Origin of the sequence: Pseudomonas fluorescens (genome assembly GCF_003732425.1) — a bacterium.
In the GTDB taxonomy this organism is placed as follows: domain Bacteria; phylum Pseudomonadota; class Gammaproteobacteria; order Pseudomonadales; family Pseudomonadaceae; genus Aquipseudomonas; species Aquipseudomonas fluorescens_BE.
This window is the reverse complement of record NZ_MOBX01000013.1, coordinates 1216045-1235841: the sequence shown is the minus strand read 5'-3', so window position 1 is coordinate 1235841 and position 19797 is coordinate 1216045. Positions and strand designations below refer to the sequence as shown.

General features: G+C 60.3%; 16 protein-coding genes. 6 read left to right on the top strand and 10 right to left on the bottom strand.

The genetic code is table 11. From position 1 onward, the window contains the following. Position 1: 1 nt before the first annotated feature. From BK670_RS16120 to BK670_RS16100, 5 genes are all read right to left on the bottom strand, one after another. Positions 2-1867, bottom strand: a complete 1866-nt coding sequence (locus BK670_RS16120) for an extracellular solute-binding protein (protein WP_123451000.1) — start codon at positions 1865-1867, stop codon at positions 2-4. Between the two features lie 197 nt (positions 1868-2064). After that, a complete protein-coding gene (locus BK670_RS16115) occupies positions 2065-4776 on the bottom strand; it encodes a TonB-dependent receptor (protein ID WP_185036778.1) in 2712 nt (903 codons plus the stop codon). A gap of 209 nt (positions 4777-4985) precedes the next feature. Further along, a complete protein-coding gene (locus tag BK670_RS16110) occupies positions 4986-5387 on the bottom strand; it encodes an ExbD/TolR family protein (protein WP_093433931.1) in 402 nt (133 codons plus the stop codon). Further along, positions 5387-6073, bottom strand: coding sequence for a MotA/TolQ/ExbB proton channel family protein (locus BK670_RS16105; RefSeq protein ID WP_371748312.1), 687 nt, complete (start codon positions 6071-6073; stop codon positions 5387-5389). Before BK670_RS16105 ends, BK670_RS16110 begins: the two co-directional genes overlap by 1 nt. A gap of 67 nt (positions 6074-6140) precedes the next feature. After that, positions 6141-6965, bottom strand: coding sequence for an energy transducer TonB (locus BK670_RS16100; RefSeq protein ID WP_123450998.1), 825 nt, complete (start codon positions 6963-6965; stop codon positions 6141-6143). Positions 6966-8187: 1222 nt separating this feature from the next. On the opposite strand from BK670_RS16100, the gene BK670_RS16090 reads away from it, so the two are divergent. After that, positions 8188-8811, top strand: coding sequence for a glutathione S-transferase N-terminal domain-containing protein (locus BK670_RS16090; protein ID WP_123450995.1), 624 nt, complete (start codon positions 8188-8190; stop codon positions 8809-8811). A 125-nt stretch (positions 8812-8936) separates the two neighbouring features. Here the strand turns inward: BK670_RS16090 and BK670_RS16085 are convergent, their stop codons facing one another. Beyond that, complete coding sequence (locus BK670_RS16085) at positions 8937-9377, bottom strand: CBS domain-containing protein (RefSeq protein ID WP_007918278.1); 441 nt, start codon at positions 9375-9377, stop codon at positions 8937-8939. Positions 9378-9716: 339 nt separating this feature from the next. On the opposite strand from BK670_RS16085, the gene BK670_RS16080 reads away from it, so the two are divergent. Next, the gene (locus BK670_RS16080) at positions 9717-12077 is read left to right on the top strand and encodes a DNA polymerase II (RefSeq protein WP_185036777.1); all 2361 of its coding nucleotides are present in this window, start codon (positions 9717-9719) and stop codon (positions 12075-12077) included. Here the strand turns inward: BK670_RS16080 and BK670_RS16075 are convergent. The 3 genes from BK670_RS16075 to BK670_RS16065 all read right to left on the bottom strand — a co-directional run bounded on the left by BK670_RS16075 (position 12042) and on the right by BK670_RS16065 (position 14732). Further along, positions 12042-12512, bottom strand: a complete 471-nt coding sequence (locus BK670_RS16075; RefSeq protein ID WP_123450991.1) for a DUF1810 domain-containing protein — start codon at positions 12510-12512, stop codon at positions 12042-12044. The genes BK670_RS16080 and BK670_RS16075 overlap by 36 nt on opposite strands. Positions 12513-12537: 25 nt before the next feature. Then, positions 12538-13359, bottom strand: a complete 822-nt coding sequence (locus BK670_RS16070) for an aldo/keto reductase (protein ID WP_123450989.1) — start codon at positions 13357-13359, stop codon at positions 12538-12540. Positions 13360-13583: 224 nt separating this feature from the next. Then, the gene (locus BK670_RS16065; protein WP_123450987.1) at positions 13584-14732 is read right to left on the bottom strand and encodes an aldose epimerase family protein; all 1149 of its coding nucleotides are present in this window, start codon (positions 14730-14732) and stop codon (positions 13584-13586) included. Positions 14733-15076: 344 nt separating this feature from the next. On the opposite strand from BK670_RS16065, the gene BK670_RS16055 reads away from it, so the two are divergent. From BK670_RS16055 to BK670_RS16040, 3 genes are all read left to right on the top strand, one after another. Beyond that, complete coding sequence (locus BK670_RS16055) at positions 15077-15826, top strand: hypothetical protein (protein WP_123450985.1); 750 nt, start codon at positions 15077-15079, stop codon at positions 15824-15826. A 226-nt stretch (positions 15827-16052) separates the two neighbouring features. Further along, the gene (locus BK670_RS16050; RefSeq protein ID WP_123450983.1) at positions 16053-17267 is read left to right on the top strand and encodes an MFS transporter; all 1215 of its coding nucleotides are present in this window, start codon (positions 16053-16055) and stop codon (positions 17265-17267) included. 228 nt (positions 17268-17495) lie between these two features. Next, positions 17496-18281 carry a sulfite exporter TauE/SafE family protein gene (locus tag BK670_RS16040; protein ID WP_034154648.1) on the top strand — a complete coding sequence of 262 codons (786 nt, stop codon included), beginning with the start codon at positions 17496-17498 and terminating at the stop codon, positions 18279-18281. Between the two features lie 168 nt (positions 18282-18449). Here BK670_RS16040 and BK670_RS16035 read toward each other — a convergent pair whose 3' ends face one another. Then, the gene (locus tag BK670_RS16035; RefSeq protein WP_123450981.1) at positions 18450-18914 is read right to left on the bottom strand and encodes a GNAT family N-acetyltransferase; all 465 of its coding nucleotides are present in this window, start codon (positions 18912-18914) and stop codon (positions 18450-18452) included. 207 nt (positions 18915-19121) lie between these two features. Between BK670_RS16035 and BK670_RS16030 the strand changes: the two genes are divergently transcribed. Continuing rightward, positions 19122-19691: a DUF4174 domain-containing protein gene (locus BK670_RS16030; RefSeq protein WP_123450979.1), complete on the top strand. Its 570-nt coding sequence runs from the start codon at positions 19122-19124 to the stop codon at positions 19689-19691. The last annotated feature ends 106 nt before the right edge of the window (positions 19692-19797 follow it).

The following is a 19797-nucleotide window of genomic DNA, read 5'->3' as shown; positions in this document are numbered from 1 at the left end:
GTCACTGGCCCCCCGCAAGCTGGCTGTGCATCTGTTGCGTGGTCAGCGCCTGGGTCGACACCTCCCACCAGGTGTTGAGGCCTTCGTCGTACGCCGGTTGCACGGGCGGCATGCCAAAGCGGTTCTGATACACCGTCGGTGTGCCTTTGGAGTAGTAGTTGGGAATCATGTAGTAACCCCATTGCAGCACCCGGTCGAGGGCGCGGGCGTAATGCACCATGGCCTCGCGGGTATTGGCCTGGACCAGCCCGTCGATCAGTTGATCGACCGCCGGATTGGCCAGCACCATCGAGTTGGAACTGCCGACTTGTGTGGCACTTTGTGAGGCGTAGAGGCTGTACAGCTCGCGGCCGGGGGAAACGATCGGGTCGCCACTGCGCGGGAAACTGGTGACGATCATGTCGTAGTCGCGGGCGTTGAGGCGGTTGACGTACTGCGCCGAATCGATCCGCCGCAAATTGAGGGTGATGCCGATCTGCGCGAGGGTGCGTTTGAACGGCAACAGCATGCGGTCGAAAGCGCCCTGACCGTCGAGAAAAGTGAACTCCAGCGGCTCGCCGTCAGCGTTGACCAGACGATTGTGTTGCGGCGTCCAGCCGGCCTCGGCGAGCAACTTCAGCGCTTGCAGTTGTTTGTCGCGGATATAGCCGCTGCCATCGGTTTTCGGTGCTTCATACACCGTGGTGAAGACCTCGTCGGGGATCTGCCCGCGCAGCGGTTCGAGGATCTTCAATTCTTCGGCATCAGGGAGGGCGGTGGCGGCCATTTCACTTTTCGGCCAGAAGCTGTTCTGGCGCACGTAAAAGCCGCGCATCATCTGCTTGTTGGTCCACTCGAAATCCCACAGCAGGCTGATTGCCTGACGCACGCGGCGATCCTGAAAGATCGGGTTCTGCAGGTTGAACACGAAGCCCTGAGCGGCGGTGGGTTTGTCCGGAGCGAGGATCGACTGCTGCAAGCGTCCGTCACGCAACGCTGGGCTGTCGTAACCGACCACGTAACCGGACGAGGAAAACTCGCGGTTGTAGTCGAATGCACCGGCCTGCAGCAGTTGGCGGGCGACGTCGGTGTCGCCGTAGAAATTCACCGTGAGGGTGTCGAAGTTGTACATCCCGCGACTGACCGGCAGGTCCTTGCCCCACCAGTCCGGATCGCGTTGGAAGCTGATGCTGCGCCCGGCGTCGACCTTGCTCACCCGGTACGGGCCGCTGCCCAGCGGTGGCTCGAAACCGCCGCCATTGGCGAAGTCGCGGGTTTTCCACCAGTGTTCGGGGACGATGCGCATCGTCGCCAGATCCAGCGCGAGGGTGCGGTTGAGGTTGTTCTTGAAGGTGAAGCGCACCTGTCGTGGGCCTTCGATCAGCACATCCTGGACGTCGGCGTATTGCTGGCGATAGCTCAGGCTGCCCTTGGTCATCAACAGGTTGAAGGTGTAGCGCACGTCTTCGGCGGTGATCGGCGTACCGTCGGCGAAGCGTGCCTTTGGATTGAGGGTGAAACGCACCCAGAGTCCATCGGGATCGCGCTCGATCTGCTGCGCGACCAGTGCGTAAACGGTGTACGGCTCGTCGAGCGAACGAAACGCCAATGGCGAGTACACCCAGTCGTTGACCTGCACCACGGAAATGCCTTGATCGGCATATGGGCTGATGTAGTTGTACTGGCCGATCTCCATCGACGCGCGGCTGAGCGAACCGCCCTTGGACGCGTTGGGATCGACGAAATCGAAATGCTCGAAGTTCGCCGGATACTTCGGCGCCTCGCCGTATACCGTCAGCGCATAACTGCTGCCGGCCAGCGCATGTGCGGCATTGCACAGCAGCGTGCCGCCGAGCAGCAGAGCGGCCATGTTGCGCATGAATTTCATGAAGTTTTTCCTCTAAGCCCGAAAACTCACTAGCGGCGCTAAAAACTGTGGCGAGGGAGCTTGCTCCCGCTGGGCTGCGAAGCAGCCCCGGAAATCAGACTAACCCTGCAGATTTTTGTGAGTGCTGCGCACTCAAGCGGGAGCAAGCTCCCTCGCCACAAAGGTTTGCATTCACCCGGTTTTACGGTGTTTGTGCCTTAGAAGTGGTACGTCATGCGCGCAAACAACGTGCGGCCCAGCGGGTCGGTGTAGCGCGGGTCATAGCCGCTCTGGAAGTTGTAGGCCTGGTTGGAGAACGGCGGGTTGCGGTCGAACACGTTCTTCATCCCGGCATCGACATCCAGCACCTTATTGAAGGTGTAACCGGCCGACAGGTCCCACACCGAATACGACGCCACCCGCGCGTGGGTATCGCGGTCGTAATCGTTGTAGCCGGTGGTGAAGCGGTTGGTCAGTGCCGCCCGCGCCGCGCCGAAGGTCCAGCTGCCGGTGAGGTTGTGCTTCCAGCGCGCGATCACGCCGTCACCCTGAAAGTCGCCGACCTTGTCGGTGAACGGGCCTTTGATGGTGCTCTGGAAGTCGTACTCGTCAACGTAAGTGCCTTGCAGGCCCAGACCGAACTGACCGTACGGCGTGTTCGGGAAGCGATAGTCGAGCGACACATCGACACCGTTGGTTTCGACGATGCCGAGGTTGGCGTTGCCGGTGACGATGTAGTTGAGCGTGCCGTCGGCATTGCGCACGAAGCGATCCGGGTAGGAGCCGGCCTGATCAAACACGGTGGATTCCGGGAACGGCTGGATCTGGTTGGAAATGTGAATCCACCAGAAGTCCAGACCGACCGAGAGGTTGTTGATCGGCTGATAGACGAAGCCCAGCGTTACGTTGCGTGCCTTCTCCGGGGCCAGATCTTCGTTGCCGCCAATCTGGTTGAGGAACTGCTGACCGCAATCGCGGCCGCCGTTGCCGCCCGGTTGCACCACACCGCCGGTACACAGCACCGGGTCGTTGTAGTAACCCTGAGTGAAAGTGATGCTGCGCGGCGAATACAGCTCGTACAGCGACGGCGCACGGAAGCCTTCGCTGTAGGCGCCACGCACCACCAGCTCTTTCAACGGCTGATAACGGAACGAGTATTTCGGGTTGGTGGTGCTGCCGAAGTCGCTGTATTTGTCGTGACGCACGGCGGCGGACAGTTCGAGGCTGTCGAGCACCGGCACGTTGATTTCTGCGTAGGCGGCTTTGACGCTGCGGTCGCCTTCGACGCTGCCGGCCGGGTCGATACCGAGGCTCTGGATGTCGCCGGCAAACTGCTCGAAGTCCTGATGGAATTTCTCTTTGCGGTACTCGCCGCCCAACGCCAGACCAGACGGCCCGGCACCGAACCAGTCGCCGATCTCTCGGCTGATGCGTCCATCAAAACCGGCCACGCGGCCAACAGCGGTGGAGTAGGCGCCGTGGTACGCCGCGTCGTCGATGTACTGCTGACCGGCCGCCGACTGCGGGCCGAACGGGTTGAGCAGACCGCTGGCCAGACCGGCGATCATCGCCTGGTCGCTGACAAAGCCACTGGTGACGCTGGAGACGATTTTGTTCTGGTTATACGAGGCGCCGACGTTGTAATCCCAGCCGCCCACCAGACCATCGAAGCTCAGCAGGAAGCGCTGGCTGGTGTTCTGGTCTTTTGATTCACGCGGGCCGGCAGCGGTCTCGCGCCAGTTGACGTCGACCGGTTGCGTCGGGTCGAGGGCGAAATCGGTCGGCGCGGGGGTGATGCCGTTGCCCGGGTAGTAAGGCGACGAGGAATCCAGGCTCAGACCGGTGAGCGGAGCAGGGCCGATCGCCGTGGCGTTGTTATTGCGCGACCAGAAGTATTCGAGGTTGACGTTGTGATCGTCGCCAAGCTTGCCGGTGGTCTTGCCGAAGAACGAGGTTTTCTCGGTCTGTGGCACCAGGTCGATGAATTCACGGGTGCTGAAGCGGCACAAGCCGTCGCGGGCGATCAGGTTGGGGCCGTTGCAATTGCTGTTGGCCAACGGGTTGGTGGCGTTGCCGTTCTGGCTGTAGTTGCCGGGGAACGCGGTGCCGGAGGTCTGATCGAGACCGCGACCGGGGGCGTAGTCGGTGGCGAAGGAGCGGTCGTTGGCGTCGAGGTTCTGCTGCTTGTTGTAGTTGAACACGCCGAGGACGTTGAAGCGGTCTTCTTCCAGATCGCCGTAGCCCCAACTGGCGCTCATGTCTTTGGTTTGTCCGCCGCCGCTGTGGGTCGGGGTTTCGCCACCGAGGGTCAACTGGCCGTCGGTCAGGGATTTCTTGGTGATGAAGTTGATCACGCCGCCGATGGCGTCGGTGCCGTACAGGGCCGAGGCGCCGTCGCGCAGCACTTCCACGCGCTCGATGGCGGCAAACGGGATCATGTTCAGATCCACCGCGCCGCCGGCCGAGTTAGTCCCGGACAAGGCGTTGTTGGCCAGGCGTCGACCGTTGAGCAGCACCAGCGTCTTGTTCGCGCCGATGCCGCGCATGTCGGCGAACGAGGCGCCACCAGTGGCTGCGCCCACGGAGCCTGCACTGTTGTTGATCGACTGGCTGCCGGTGATGCGCTGCACCAGTTCGGCGGTGGTGGTCACGCCCTGTTTGCGCAGCTCATCGGCTTTGAGAATGGTGATCGGCACCGCCGTTTCCGCATCGACCCGGCGAATCGCCGAACCGGTCACTTCCACCCGTTGCAATTGCGTGGTCGGCGCAACCACCGCCGCAGCTGCCGGGACGTTAGCGTTGTCGTCCTCGGCCGCCTGCACGGTCCCGGCGCCCATCCCCATGGCCACCAGATACAGCGGAACAAAACGGTGACGAGAAATCGTTGCCACCAATGGTTTGAGCGTGAAGCGTGGAGTGTTCATCAGCATGGTTGTTTCCGACTTTATTAGACGTTATCGAATTGGCCTTGTGAGCCCCTCATTGCTCCGCTTTCGGTGATACCGCGTGCGGAAAACCACTTTCTTCAAGCAAGCCGATCCCCTCCGAAGACGCGTGGCGTTTTTTCGGTCGGCCGATTGCGACGGGATTTGGTCAGCGGTGCCGGACGCGTGTTTTCAGTACGCGGCCGGCACCGCACTCAGTGGGTGGTCATCACCGAAATCTTGGTAATGCCCGAGCGTTCGATAGACGCCATGGCCTTGGCGACCTGGCCGTAGTTGACGGCGGAGTCGGCTTGCAGCTGCACGCGCACTTCGCTGTCCTTGGCCTTGACCTCCTTGAGGCTGGCTTCCAGGGATTCCGGCGCCAGTTCGGTTTTCGCCAGATAGAACTTGCCGTCCTGATCGACGCTGACCACCACCGGGTCTTTCTTCTCGGCGGGGGCGACGGCGTCGGTTTTCGGCAGGTTCACTTTGATTGCGTTGGTCATCAGCGGCGCGGTGACGATGAACACCACCAGCAGCACGAGCATCACGTCGACCAGTGGCGTGACGTTCATTTCGCTGAGCACTTCATCGCTGTCTTGAGTGGAAAAGGACATCAGCTGGCCTCCCGCACGGCGGCTGTGGTTTTGCTGGCGATGGCCTGACGGCTGATGGAAAACGCACTGCGCGAGGCGAGGGCGTCGAAGTCATGGGCGAAGTCATCCATGTCTGCCGAGGCGAGCTTCAAGCGGCGCAGGAAGAAGTTGTAAATCAGCACCGCCGGCACCGCGACGGCGATACCCACGCCAGTGGCGATCAGCGCGTGACCGATCGGCCCAGCCACCGCTTCCAGGCTGGCCGAGCCGGTTTCGCCGATGCTTTTCAGCGCTTCCATGATTCCCCACACGGTGCCGAACAGGCCAATGAACGGCGCGGTGCTGCCGATACTGGCGAGGATCGCCTGGCCGTTTTCCAGCGAGCGGCGTTCTTTCTGGATCTGCTGGCGCAGGTTGCGTTCCAGGCGATCCGAGCGATTGATGGTGTGCGCCAATTGCTGGGTGGTGCGCGGCGAATCTTCTACCAGCAACGCCTCGAAACCGCTGCTGGCGATGCGCGCCAGCGAGCCCGGATACTGGCTGGCGTGTTCGGCGGCGGTGAGCAGATCCGGCGCGCCCCAGAAGGCTTTGCTGAACTGTTTGTTCTGCGCTTTCTGCCGCAGGTACTGCGCCGACTTGACCAGCAGGATCGCCCAGCTGACCACGGAAAACAGCACCAGACCCCAGAGGACACCGGGGACAATCATCGAAGACAAATCGTTCATGGTTACACCTCGCTTGCGTTATTCGGTTGTGCGTTGATTGAGCGTTCGGTTATTGCGGCAATTTGAAATCGATGGTCTGGGTGGCGAAGCCGTCGATCGGCGTGTCACCGCGTTTGGCTGGAATGAATTTCCAGTTCTTCACCGCCGCGACGGCAGCGTCATCCAGTTGCGGCTTGCCGCTGGATTTGGTCACCGTCACCGTGCCGGCGCGACCATTGGCGAGCACCTGAATGCGCAGCACCACGCTGCCTTCCCAGTTGCGTCGCAGCGCCAGCGACGGGTATTCCGGCGGCGGGTTGCCGAGGCTGGCGAGGCCGGAAACGGCTGCCGATTCCTTGACCGGAGCGGGTGCGGCGGCGGGGGCCGGTGGCGCGCTCGGTGTGGTCGGCGCCGCAGGAGCGGCCGGTTGTGCCGGGGCGGGTGGCGCTTTCGGCGGCTCGACCTTTTTCACTGGTTTCGGCTTCTCGACCGGTTTCGGTTTTTCGATCGGCTTGGGTTTCTCCACCGGTTTCGGCGGTGGCTTGACCGCGTCCTCGTCTTCCACCGGCTGCTCCGGTTCGGGAGGCGGTGGTGGCGGAGGAGGCGGTGGTGGTTCCGGGGTGGGCGGTGCCGGTGGCGTCGGGCTGGTCAGTTCGACGGTCATTTCCGGAATCTGCGGCGGCGTTGGCAATGGCTCTGTCTTGGACTGCTGGAGAAACCACCAGGCGCCGCCATGTATCAGCGCCGACACCGCCACCAGCAAGACCATCTGCTGTCTATTCAGACCACCGGGTTGCGAGGTATTGGCTTTAAAGGCCGGCCTGCCCGAAACCGGCGGGATCGGCGCTTCCCGTAACGGCCCCGGCAGGGTTCTGTGCTTTACCGCGTCGTTCATTAAAGCTCCCTCGGGTTGATGAAGGGCAATAAGGTGCCGTCCGAACATCCAGAGGATGTTCGAGTGGGTGGGTGCAACTTTCTTCAAGGTGTGCAGAAGCCGATAGTTCAACTATCCAGTTAACAAGGCTTGTGCAAACTTACTGGCTTAGCGCCATCGACTTTGGGTGTTCATTGGCCATTCCCTGGTTGTTCTTCTTTTACGTGAGCGCACTGTCGGTGTCTCATGCTTGTTACATATAGCAACGGTTGTGCCAGATATTGCCGAAATGTAGAGCGCTTATTTCATGAGTGTTACCCATGTCGCATTTATATAAGTTTTGCCTTTGTCATGATTTTTCTTTGGCGCGCGGATTCCCGTTACTCCGGTTAGCGGAGTTTTTTCAGAGGCGAGTCAGGCTCTACGCGCTATCACGCTGATCGGCGGGATAGAGCGGCGGCTTGGCTGGCGGCCGGGGCACTTGCTGGTGCGCGGCGGACTGATTTGGTGCGGGTCAATGTTTTAGCGGGTCACGGCGTATGTTCCTTATTCTTGTTTAAATGAAATCAATGTTTGCAGTGCTGAAGAGTTCAAGTCACTGGAGCTGTTTTGGTGCACTTGCAGAGTCGCTGAAAGTTATTGTCCGACAATCCCGCCTGCGCTCATTTAATGCGGCGTTTGTGCAATAACTTTTCGAGTTGTATTTAAAAAATAAATAGCACGCCATTGTCGGCGAAGAGGTCATCGCCAATCACGGTATGCGCTCATGAAGTCAGGTAATAAAGTAAAAGTGCTGGCCGCCGGGACTGTTCGAATGAACTCGGCGTTGTGGATAAACAAACAGGCAAAGAATGATGCGGCAGAGCGTTTGAAGATTCACGCGGTGAACTCCTTGTTGCCAGCTCGGATACGCGAACTTTTGATTCGGTATCGCACCTTACAAGAACGCGGATAGCGTTCGATGATTGCTTTTGGTGCGGGATGGGCACCGCCAGCGCTGTTTTGCGAGGTTTGAATTCGCAAGTCGCGAGAGCATGGGAAAACCGTGCCAAAACCGATACAACAGCCAAATGAATTGCCACTGTGGCGAGGGAGCTTGCTCCCGCTGGGCTGCGACGCAGACCCAAACCCGGTAAATGCACTACAACTGATACACCGCAGTCTCTGATTTTATGACTGCTGCGCAGCCAAGCGGGAGCAAGCCCTCGCCACAGGGGATAAGTAATCATTAGAAGGGGAAGTCATGTATCAGCTCTACGGACATCGCAATTCAGGTGCAGCCGCCATCGAAGCGGCACTGGAACTGTGCCAGATCGCTTACCGCTTCATTGATATCGAAGCCAGCACCGAAGCCGCCGAGGCGCTGGCCCAGCTCAATCCACTGAAGCAGATACCGACCTTGCAACTGCCCGACGGCAGTGCCATCACCGAGAGCGCGGCGATCCTGATTCATCTGGGCCTGACGTTTCCCAGGTCGGGCCTGCTGCCTGCCAAGGCCGATGATCGCGACCAGGCCATTCGCGGTCTGGTCTACATCGTCAGCAATTGCTACGCGGCGATCGGCGTCATCGATTATCCGGAGCGCTGGCTGCTGATGCCCGACGACGCCTCGCGGCAGAATCTGATCGGCGGCGCGCGCGCGCGTTTGCACTGGAGTTGGGAGGTGTTTGCCGACCAGTTTTCCGCCGAGCTGTATCTGGATGACGAGACGCCGGGGGCGCTGGATGTGCTGGCGGCGGTGGTGACACGCTGGGCCGGCAGCCGTGAGCATTTGCGCCAGGCGCGACCGGGGTTTTATGCGTGGTTGCAGCGGATTGACCGGCATCCGGTGCTGGCGCCGGTGTTCGCCCGGCATTGGCCTTCTTGAACACACCGCAGATTCAAATGTAGGAGTGAGCCTGCTCGCGATAGCGGTCTGTCAGCTAAAAATAAGGTGACTGACAGAATGCTATCGCGAGCAGGCTCACTCCTACAGGGCGGCGGCTTCGGGATTTATTCCCCGCGGATGTACTGCTCCAGCTGCTTGATCAGCTCCGCCTGTTCGGCAATCGCTTCCTTGACCAGGTCACCGATCGACAGCAAGCCAATCAACTTGCCGTTCTCCACCACCGGCAAGTGCCGCAGGCGTTTGTCCGACATGATGCCCAGGCACGTGTCGACGGTTTGGTGAGTGTCGACGGTGATCACGTTCGCCACCATGATGTCGCGCACCGGCGTGCCCACGGATGAGCGGCCATGCAGCACCAGTTTGCGCGCGTAGTCCCGTTCGCTGATGATGCCGACCACTTTTTCGTCTTCGACCACCAGCAAGGCGCCGACGTTTTTCTCGGCCATCTTCATCAGTGCTTCGAGCACCATGTGATCAGGTTTGATCTGGTGCACTTCCTGATTTTTCTGATCTTTGAGCTTGAGCAGCTGGGCGACGGTCTTCATGGTGGTTACTCAGGTGTTGTCGTTGTTATTCAAGCATCGTAGACGCAAGCGCGCAGGGCAAGGTGGCAAAGCGGCAGATAACACGCAAAAAACGTCATTTGCCGAAAAAACACCCCATCAGCCTGTGAAAGATGACCCTGTGGCGAGGGAGCTTGCTCCCGCTCGGGGGCGAAGCACCCGCAGACGCGGCAGGCACAGTGTGTCTGGAGAAATGGGGTGGCAGGGTTTGGGTCTGCTGCGCAGCCCAGCGGGAGCAAGCTCCCTCACCACAGGGGATGGGGTTATCTCAGGAAGGGCAGCGTAGAATGCCCCTCTGTTTCAATTCCTGAGGTTGCAGTGGTGGATTTACCGCAGGGCTTCGTCCTGACCCGGCATTGGCGCGACACAGCGGCCGGCACCGAAGTCGAGTTCTGGCTGGCGACCGACGCCGGGCCGCGCCGTGTGCGCCTGCCGCATCAGCCGTCGGTGGCGTTTATCCCCGCCGAGCAGCGCGAAGCGGCCGAACGCCTGCTGCACGATGAAAAGAACGTCGAACTGCGCTCATTGGCCCTGCAGGATTTCGAGCATCGCCCGGTGCTCGGTCTGTATTGCCAGCAACACGGCCAGTTGATGCGCCTGGAAACCGCGCTCAACCGCAACGGGGTCGACGTCTTCGAAGCCGACGTGCGCCCGCCGGAGCGCTATCTGATGGAGCGCTTTATCACCGCGCCGGTGCGGTTCAGCGGCACGCCCGATGCCGACGGCGTGTTGCTCAACGCCCAGCTCAAACCTGACCCGGATTACCGACCGAAGCTGCGCCTGGTCTCGCTGGACATCGAAACCACCGAAACCGGCGAGCTGTATTCCATCGCCCTCGAAGGCTGTGGTGAGCGTCAGGTGTACATGCTCGGCGCGCCGAATGGCGACGACAGCATCGTCGATTTCGACCTTGAATATTGCGATTCGCGCACCGTCATCCTGAAGAAACTCAACGACTGGTTCGCGCGCCACGACCCTGACGCGATCATCGGCTGGAACGTCGTGCAGTTCGATCTGCGCATCCTCCACGAACACGCGCGGCGCTTGGGTGTGCCGCTGAAGATCGGCCGTGGCGGCGAAGAGATGCAATGGCGCGAGCATGGCAGCCGCAATCACTACTTCGCCTCGGCGGCGGGGCGGCTGATCATCGATGGCATCGAATCGCTGCGTTCGGCGACCTGGAGCTTCCCGTCTTTCAGTCTGGAAAACGTCGCCCAGACGTTGCTCGGCGAAGGCAAGTCGATCGACAACCCGTACCAGCGCATGGACGAAATCAACCGCATGTTCGCCGAGGACAAACCGGCGCTGGCCAAGTACAACCTCAAGGACTGCGAACTGGTCACACGGATCTTCGCCAAGACTGAATTGCTGACCTTTTTGCTCGAACGCGCCAGCGTTACCGGATTGCCGGCCGACCGCAGCGGTGGTTCGGTGGCGGCGTTCACGCATTTGTATATGCCGTTGATGCACCGCCAGGGTTTCGTTGCGCCGAACCTCGGCACCAACCCGCCACAAGCCAGCCCCGGCGGTTTTGTCATGGACTCGCAACCGGGGCTTTACGAATCGGTGCTGGTGCTCGATTACAAGAGTCTGTATCCGTCGATCATCCGCACCTTTCTGATCGACCCGGTGGGGTTGATCGAAGGTTTGCAGCACCCGGACGATGCCGATTCGGTGCCGGGTTTCCGTGGTGCGCGGTTCTCGCGCACCCGGCATTGCCTGCCGGCGATCGTCTCGCGTGTCGCCGAGGGGCGGGAGACTGCCAAACGCGAGCACAACGCGCCGTTGTCGCAGGCGCTGAAGATCATCATGAACGCCTTCTACGGCGTGCTCGGCTCCAGCGGCTGCCGCTTCTTCGATACGCGGCTGGCGTCATCGATCACCCTGCGCGGTCACGAGATCATGCTGCGCACACGCAAGCTGATCGAAGAGCAGGGCCACGCGGTAATCTACGGCGACACCGACTCGACCTTCGTCTGGCTGCGTCGCCCGCACGGGCAGGAGGAGGCGGCGAATATCGGTCAGGCGCTGGTCAAGCACGTCAACGATTGGTGGCGTGCGCATGTGCGGGATGAATATGGCCTGGAAAGCGCCCTCGAACTGCAATTCGAAATTCACTACAAACGCTTCCTGATGCCGACCATTCGCGGTGCGGAGGAGGGCAGCAAGAAACGCTACGCCGGCCTCGTCACCCGCGCCGACGGCACTGATGAAATGGTCTACAAAGGCCTGGAAACCGTGCGCACCGACTGGTCGCTGCTGGCGCGGCAATTCCAGCAGGAACTTTACGAGCGGATTTTCCAGCGCAAGCCCTACCAGGATTACGTGCGCGACTACGTGCGCAAAACCCTCGCCGGCGAATTCGACGATCGTCTGGTCTACCGCAAACGCCTGCGCCGCACCCTCGACGATTACGAACGCAACGTACCGCCCCACGTGCGTGCGGCGCGCCTGGCCGACGATTACAACGCGCAACACGGGCGTCCACGGCAATACCAGAACGGTGGCTGGATCAGCTACGTCATCACCCTGGCAGGTCCCGAACCGCTGGAAGTGCGCCGCGCCGCCATCGATTACGACCACTACATCACCCGGCAACTGCAACCCGTAGCGGATGCGATTCTGCCGTTTGTCGACGACGATTTCTCAACCCTGATCGGGGGGCAGCTGGGCCTGTTTTGAGTCGAGCAGTTGTAGCGTCCATTCATCAAGAATGCCGTGGAAGTAGCGCTCCAGTGCTTGATTAAACAGGCTGTCTTCATCGGCGAACTGGGCGAACAGGGTCATCGAGGAATGAAATTTCAGGTCATCGGGATGGCCGAAAATCTCCGCGATCGAACGCTGACGCACCTTCAGCACTAACTGCGTGCACGTACGCAGGCGCGCGCCGAGCAGTTCGTGAGCCAGGTACGCCCGGGCTTCCTCGGCCGAACCGATGGCAAAGCGCCGGGACATTTCACTGCCGCCCAGGCCGGCGAACTGCGGGAAGACAAACCACATCCAGTGGCTGCGCTTGCGGCCCTCATCGAGTTCGCGTTGCACGCGCTCGAACACTGGATCCTGAGCCTGGATAAAACGTTGCAGGTTGAACGGGTCGTACTGATCTGTGCTTCTCATCGCGAAGCCCTCGCCAGTCGGCGGCTCAGACCATGGCCAGCCGCTGCTTGCGTTGTGGCGCTTGAAACACTTGGTCCAGCGCCGCCAGATCCCCGGCCTCCAGTTGCAGTTGCGCGGCGTGTGCATTGAGTTGCACGTGTTCCGGTCGCACAGCCTTGGGAATCGCAATCACACCATCCTGACGCAGAATCCACGCCAGCGAAACCTGTGCGGGGGTTACGCCGTGACGAGCGGCAATGTCTTGCAACACCGGCTCGGCGAGCATGGCGCCACCCTGGCCAATCGGACAGTAGGCCATCAGCGGCATGCGCTGATGTTGGCACCACGGCAGCAGGTCGAATTCGATGCCGCGCTCTTCGAGGTTGTAGAGCACCTGATTGGTCGCGCAGGCTGAACTCGACAGTTCTTCGAGATCGTCGACATCGAAATTCGACACGCCCCATCGGCCGATCTTGCCATCCTCGCGCAGGCGTTCGAAAGCTTCGACGGTTTCCTCCAGCGGATACTGGCCGCGCCAATGCAGCAGATAGAGGTCGATGTAATCGGTGCCGAGCCGCCGCAGACTGCGCTCGCAGGCCTGCGGGATGCCAGTGCGGCTGGCGTTGTGCGGGTAGACCTTGCTGACCAGAAACACCTGATCGCGAATGCCGGCAATGGCTTCGCCAACCACGGTTTCGGCACCGCCCTCGGCGTACATTTCGGCGCTGTCGATCAGAGTCATGCCCAACTCGATACCCGTGCGCAGCGCCGCTACTTCTCGTTTGTGCGCTGAGCGGTCTTCGCCCATGCGCCAGGTGCCCTGACCGATGACGGGAACCTGGACGCCGGCCAATTCGAGGGTACGCATGCAAACCTCCTTGCTGAATGTGTCGATACCTTTTAGTGGGCAGCAGGATAGCGCAGGGGTTCCGAAAGAAGGCAGGCCGGCGTGCAGACGAACCTGTGGCGAGGGAGCTTGCTCCCGCTGGACTGCGCAGCAGGCCCCCGCGTTTTCAACTGAATGAAAAGCGCGGGCCACTGCGTGACCCAGCGAGAGCAAGCTCCCTCGCCACAATGTTGGGTGGTGGCAGGTTATTTCGCGGAGAACTTCAACACCACGCTGTGGCTGTAAGTCTGCCCCGGATCAAGCCGAGTACTCGGGAAGTCCGGCTGATTCGGCGAGTCCGGATAGTGCTGAGTCTCCAGGGTAAACGCGCCCCAGTGCGGATAGACCTTGCCACCCTTGCCCTTGACCGTGCCGTCGAGGAAGTTGCTGGTGTAGAACTGCACGCCCGGCTCCGTGGTGAACAGCTGCAGCACACGACCGGACTGCGGATCACTGACCTCAGTAGCAACTTTGCCGATATCACCCTGGGTATCCAGCGCCCAGTTGAAATCGAAGCCACCCTGTTTCGGTTCGGCAAATTTCAACTGCGGATGATCCGCCTTGATGTGCGTGCCGATCGCAGTGGGTTTGGTGAAGTCCATCGGCGTGCCGGCCACGGGCGCCAGTTCGCCGGTCGGGATCAGTTTGGCGGTGACCGGGGTGTAATGGCTGGCGTGCAGGGTGGCGACCTGTTTGAGAATGTCGCCATTGCCGGCGCCGGCGAGGTTGAAGTAGCTGTGGTTGGTCAGGTTGAGCACGGTCGGTTTGTCGGTGCTGGCCTTGTAGTCGATGCGCAACTCGTTGTTGTCGGTCAGGCGATAGGTCACCTCGGTGGTGAGGTTGCCGGGAAAGCCCATTTCACCGTCCGCCGACAGATAGGTCAGGGTCACGCCGACGGAATCCTTGTCCTTGGTTTCCTGGGCTTTCCAGACCTTCTTGTCGAAGCCCTGAGTTCCGCCATGTAGCGCATTGGTCTTGTCGTTCTGCGGCACTTGATAGCGCTTGCCGTCGAGTTCGAAGGCGCCGTCGGCGAGGCGATTGCCGAAGCGGCCGATGGTTGCGCCGAAGTAGGCGGTGCCTTTCTGGTAACCCTGTACATCATCGAAGCCGAGCACGACGTCGTCGAACTTGCCGTGCTTGTCGGCGACTTTCAGCGATTGCAGGGTCGCGCCGTAGGTGATGACGGTGGCTTGCATGCCGTGGCTGTTGCGCAGGATGTATTGCTCGACGGGCGTGCCGTCATTGGTTTTGCCGAAGGCTTTGTGTTCGGCGCTAAGGCCGGCCGCGTTGGCGGAGAGCGTGGCGATCATCAGGGACAGTCCGAGGCCGGAGAGCAGGTGACGGGATTGAAGCATGGTTGACCTTCCTTTTTGTTGTTGTTTTCAAAATGGCGCCGATGCCGTGTAGGAGCTGCCGCAGGCTGCGATCTGTTGATCTTGCTTCTAAACCCCAACGTCAAAAGATCGCAGCCTGCGGCAGCTCCTACAGGATGACTAGTCATGCTATTTGTGTGAGTAGTGAAAATTTATAGCTGATTAATCGTTTATTTCAACAATAAAGACTGACTAATTGGTTGGGCAGGCATTGCCGAAGGTCGGCTGGTCGTGCGCACCACTGCACTTTTTCGCAATCGGCGGCTCTATCCATGGCCAGGATGCGGTGACTCCCGCCGCACAGGAATGTGCCTGTTCGAGATTTCATGCCGAGAGCTTTTGCCCTGATCGCTGCTTTTTTCCGTCGCCCGTGCCTGTTGCTGGCGTGTTTGTCGTCGCTGCTGTTCAGCGGTTGCACTCACCAGGACGGCAATGGTTTCTTCAATCAGATGCGTGAGGGGCAGCCGCAGGAATTTTTGCAGACCAGCGTCGACCGCATGGCCACGTTGGCGATGCGCGACAACCTCAACAGCCTTTATCGCTTGATGGGCAAGCTGTACTTGCGCAACCCCGAAGAGCTGCGCAAATCGGGGTTCCTCAACATCAACACGGCGGTGAAACAGGTGCGCCTGGCCATCGAGCAGCAACAGCCGTTGCCGGTGCTTGGCGGTCGCAAGGATCTGGCCGCACTCAGTTATGCGATGAGTCCGGAATTTCTCGGTGACCGCGTTGGCGCGTTCATCTATGCGATCGGCAGCATGCTGGTGACCGCCCACGGCAATCGCACCGAGTTCTACATGACTGACGCGATCAACCCGACGTTCGTGCATAACTCGGCGCGCAACATTGAGAAGGCCATGTGGATTCTGTCGCAGCGGCAGAACAAGGAGGGCCAGCCGTTGTTGTTCTCCAACGAGATTTCGGAGGAGGGCAGCAACCTGAGTTTCGCCACCGAATTCAGCAAAATCGTCGCACGCCTGGATTTGCTCACGCAGATGCTTGATGAGCGTTACCGGCGGATCGGCCTTAACTACGCACAGAGTTTGTTGTTCCTGAATTTCTTGCCCGTGCAGTAAAGCTGCTGGGCTGTACCGAAACCGTAAAACAGCGCAACCCGTGTAGGAGCTGCCGAAGGCTGCGATCTTTTGATCTTGCTGTTTATAAGGTCAAAAGATCGCAGCCTTCGGCAGCTCCTACAGGAATTCAGTGTTGTGTCAGTCCTTACAGTGTGGGTGGCGTGGCAGCGGGATAAGTTGTATACAATCACCCGCCATAGTTGAGTCAAAAGGAGCCGCACCCGTCATGACTGACCCCGCCAGCGCCGATTTCAGCCGCGTCGACCGCACCGCCCGTGCGGACAAACTGCCCTATGCCGCGTTGCTGGCGTTCGCCATGACCGGGTTCATCGCCATCCTCACCGAAACCCTGCCCGCCGGGCTGCTGCCGCAAATCGGTGCCGGGCTCAACGTTAGCGAAGTGTTCGCCGGGCAACTGGTGACGCTGTATGCGCTGGGTTCGATTGTCGCGGCGATCCCGCTGACTGTCGCCACGCGCGGCTGGCCGCGGCGGCGGGTATTGTTGATGACGGTCGGCGGGTTTCTGTTGTTCAACACCGTCACCACGTTCTCCAGTCATTACGGCCTGACCCTGGCTTCGCGGTTTCTCGCCGGGATGGCGGCGGGGCTGTCGTGGGGGATCATGGCCGGTTATGCGCGCGGCATCGTGCCAGTGCATCAACAGGGGCGGGCGCTGGCGATTGCCATGCTCGGCACCCCGGTGGCGCTGTCGCTGGGCACGCCGGCGGGCACGTGGCTGGGCAATCTGATTGGCTGGCGTGCGTCGTTCGGGATCATGTCGGCGCTGGCTCTGGTGCTGGCCGCGTGGATCGTGATCGCGGTGCCCGATCGTCCGGGGCAGGCCAGTGACGAGCGTCTGCCGCTGCTCGAATCAATGCGCCTTCCGGGTGTGCGACCGGTGTTGTTCGTGGTGCTGGCGTGGATGCTCGGGCACAACATTCTCTATACCTATATCTCACCGTTTCTGATGCAGGCTGGTCTCGCTGATCGGGTTGATCTGGTGCTGTTGGTGTTTGGCCTGTGTTCACTGGGCGGGATCTGGATCATCGGCCTGCTGGTGGATCGCTGGTTGCGCTGGCTGACATTGATCAGCCTCGCGGTGTTTGCCTTGACAGCGCTGGTGTTGGCGCTGGCTGCACCGTCGCCGCTGATCATTTATGCCTGCATGGCGGTGTGGGGTTTGTCGTTCGGCGGCTCGGCCACCTTACTGCTGACCTCGGCAGCGGATTCGGCCGGCGAGCATGTCGATGTGGTGCAGGCGATGCTCACTACTTCGTGGAACGTAGCGATTGCCGGCGGTGGCTTGTTTGGCGGGTTGTTGCTGGATCGGGCCGGGGCGATGTCGTTTCCGTGGGCACTGCTGATTCTGACCCTCATCGCGCTGGCCACTGTGTGGATCAACAAAACCCATAGCTTTAAACCGGGTCGGCGAGTGCACTGATCTAGGGCCCACCAAAAATCCCCTGTAGGAGTGAGCCTGCTCGCGATAGCGGTCTATCAGTGACGAACTCAGTGACTGGAACACCGCTATCGCGAGCAGGCTCACTCCTACAGGAAAGCGATGCTGAGTTTGATATGGCATAACGATAGACCGCATCGATATATGTGGTTATAAGAAAAATCGCTATGCTGCGGGCCAGATTTTTCCTGTCGTTTTTCTGGACGGTTTATGGAATTGGCAAATTTCGGCCTGGTGATTGCCGGGCTGGTGGTGGGTTTTATTGTCGGCATGACCGGTGTCGGCGGTGGTTCGTTGATGACGCCGATCCTGCTGTGGTTCGGTATCAACCCGGCAACGGCGGTGGGCACTGACCTGCTGTACGCCGCCATTACCAAATCCAGTGGCGTGCTCGTTCACCGCAAGAACAAGAACATCGACTGGGCCATCACCGGCTGGCTGACCCTCGGCAGCGTGCCTGCGGTGGCCATGACACTGTGGTTCCTCAGCACTCTGCACACCGCGCCGGACGCGATGAACGCCATCATCAAGCAGGCGCTGGGTTTCGTCCTGTTCGCCACGGCGCTGGCGATCTTCTTCAAGAAACGCTTGCTCGACTTCGCCCACAAGCGCGCTGGCGGCAATTACAACCCGAGCGGTTCACGGCTGAACGTAATGACCGTCATCACCGGGCTGATCCTCGGCACCATGGTCGCCCTGACCTCGATCGGTGCGGGCGCCCTCGGTACTGTCGCGCTGTTCATCCTTTATCCGCTGCTGCCGACCCGTCGCCTGGTGGGCACCGAAATCGCCCACGCTGTACCGCTGACACTGGTTGCAGGTCTTGGCCACGCGAGCATGGGCAATATGGATTGGGGCGTGCTGGGCTTCTTGTTGGTCGGTTCGCTGCCAGGCATCTGGCTCGGCAGCCACCTGACCGGACGCATCTCCGACGAAGTGCTGCGCCCGTGCCTGGCGACGATGCTGGTGCTGATCGGTTACAAACTGGCGTTCTGATCGGCCTCAATTGCCGGACTGGAACAAAAAACTGTGGCGAGGGAGCTTGCTCCCGCTGGGCTGCGAAGCGGCCCCAATCCCGGTAGATGCACTCCTCGGGACAATCGAGGTTGCCGGGTTTGCGACTGCTGCGCAGCCGAGCGGGAGCAAGCTCCCTCGCCACAAAGGTCAGCGCTGAATGATGTATTTCATCACCGTCACCGGTAACTCTTCGTACACCAGCTCTTCAACCACTTCCCAACCCAGCCGTGCATACAGCGACTGCGACGTGTCGGTGTATAGATACAACTCAGGCACCCCCAGCGCCGCCGCTTCTGCAACCACCCGATTAACCAGTTGCGAAGCGATCCCGCGACCACGTTCCTCAGCCTTCACATAAACGCCAGCCAGCCATGGCGTCAGGTTCGGTCGCAGCTTCAGGTCGTTTTCGATCAGCAGCGCGCCGCCCAGCAAACGTGAACCTTCAAGTGCCACCACTACACTGGGAATCGCACCTTTGCCGCAGGAGGCGCGCATGTGTTCGATGCGATGTTCGACGGTTTGCCCGGGACGAAACTCGCCCCATTCCTTGAAGTTGAGTGTGGCCAGTTCTTCAATCAATTCGGGGTGATCGCACAGGTAATCAATGTGCATGCGGGTGAACTCCATTTCATGGGCAGAACCGCCACCCTAATGCGCTCATAAAAGGTAATCAAATCCGGGTTGCGATCACTTCGGCGATGTTGCGCAATGTCGTGCCTGTCCTAAGCTTCTAACAGGCGACACCTATTTGCCGGGTTGCCCCGGAACAATCGCCACGATGCGCAATCAGTAGTGCGTGGATATCAAAAGGAGATGCGCATGCTCATCAGGTCATTGACCCTGACACTCTTGCTGGCGATTGCCGGCCCCTTGTTCGCCGCTGACAACGATTCGCCCATCGCCGGGGACATGGGCCGCGCCCGTCCGCTGATCGTGATCGCACAAAGCACCGTTGACCCCGTGTGGGTCGCCCTGAAAAAGTCGCTGGAAGACCCCGTGAACAAAAAGGGCGTGACCGATCGCAATATCAAGGTCTACACCATCCTCAACATGGCCGGCCAACTCGACGGCAAGGACATGGGCCAGCAAGACACCATGGCGCTGCTACGCTCGCTGAAGCTCGGCGCCGGGGCCTATCCGAAAGTGTTCCTGGTGGGCAAGGACGGCGAGACCAAACTCTCGGCGTCGGGGGATGAAGCGAAGTCGGTGGATTTGAAGAAGATTTTCGACACCATCGATGCCATGCCGATGGCTGAGAAGGAAGCAGCCGCTGCCGCCGCCGCTCAGGCCCCGGCCGCCGCCGAGCCTGAACCGGCCAAAGGGGCGAAGGGCGCCAAGCCGACCAAGCCTGCAAAACCGACCAAGCCGCCGGAAATGCCGGATGATTGATGGCATGGCCTGAATCAAAAAAATGGGCGACCTCAGCAGGTCGCCCATTTTTTATTGCCCGCGAAAAGATCGCAGCCTTCGGCAGCTCCTACGTAGATCTCATGTA

What these genes read in the sequence shown, in the direction of transcription:
- BK670_RS16120 (WP_123451000.1), bottom strand. Translation starts at nt 1,867, where the DNA reads ATGAAATTCATGCGCAACATGGCCGCTCTGCTGCTCGGCGGCACGCTG.
- BK670_RS16115 (WP_185036778.1), bottom strand. Translation starts at nt 4,776, where the DNA reads ATGCTGATGAACACTCCACGCTTCACGCTCAAACCATTGGTGGCAACG.
- BK670_RS16110 (WP_093433931.1), bottom strand. Translation starts at nt 5,387, where the DNA reads ATGTCCTTTTCCACTCAAGACAGCGATGAAGTGCTCAGCGAAATGAAC.
- BK670_RS16105 (WP_371748312.1), bottom strand. Translation starts at nt 6,073, where the DNA reads ATGATTGTCCCCGGTGTCCTCTGGGGTCTGGTGCTGTTTTCCGTGGTC.
- BK670_RS16100 (WP_123450998.1), bottom strand. Translation starts at nt 6,965, where the DNA reads ATGAACGACGCGGTAAAGCACAGAACCCTGCCGGGGCCGTTACGGGAA.
- BK670_RS16090 (WP_123450995.1), top strand. Translation starts at nt 8,188, where the DNA reads ATGTATCAGCTCTACGGACATCGCAATTCAGGTGCAGCCGCCATCGAA.
- BK670_RS16085 (WP_007918278.1), bottom strand. Translation starts at nt 9,377, where the DNA reads ATGAAGACCGTCGCCCAGCTGCTCAAGCTCAAAGATCAGAAAAATCAG.
- BK670_RS16075 (WP_123450991.1), bottom strand. Translation starts at nt 12,512, where the DNA reads ATGAGAAGCACAGATCAGTACGACCCGTTCAACCTGCAACGTTTTATC.
- BK670_RS16070 (WP_123450989.1), bottom strand. Translation starts at nt 13,359, where the DNA reads ATGCGTACCCTCGAATTGGCCGGCGTCCAGGTTCCCGTCATCGGTCAG.
- BK670_RS16065 (WP_123450987.1), bottom strand. Translation starts at nt 14,732, where the DNA reads ATGCTTCAATCCCGTCACCTGCTCTCCGGCCTCGGACTGTCCCTGATG.
- BK670_RS16055 (WP_123450985.1), top strand. Translation starts at nt 15,077, where the DNA reads ATGCCGAGAGCTTTTGCCCTGATCGCTGCTTTTTTCCGTCGCCCGTGC.
- BK670_RS16050 (WP_123450983.1), top strand. Translation starts at nt 16,053, where the DNA reads ATGACTGACCCCGCCAGCGCCGATTTCAGCCGCGTCGACCGCACCGCC.
- BK670_RS16040 (WP_034154648.1), top strand. Translation starts at nt 17,496, where the DNA reads ATGGAATTGGCAAATTTCGGCCTGGTGATTGCCGGGCTGGTGGTGGGT.
- BK670_RS16035 (WP_123450981.1), bottom strand. Translation starts at nt 18,914, where the DNA reads ATGCACATTGATTACCTGTGCGATCACCCCGAATTGATTGAAGAACTG.
- BK670_RS16030 (WP_123450979.1), top strand. Translation starts at nt 19,122, where the DNA reads ATGCTCATCAGGTCATTGACCCTGACACTCTTGCTGGCGATTGCCGGC.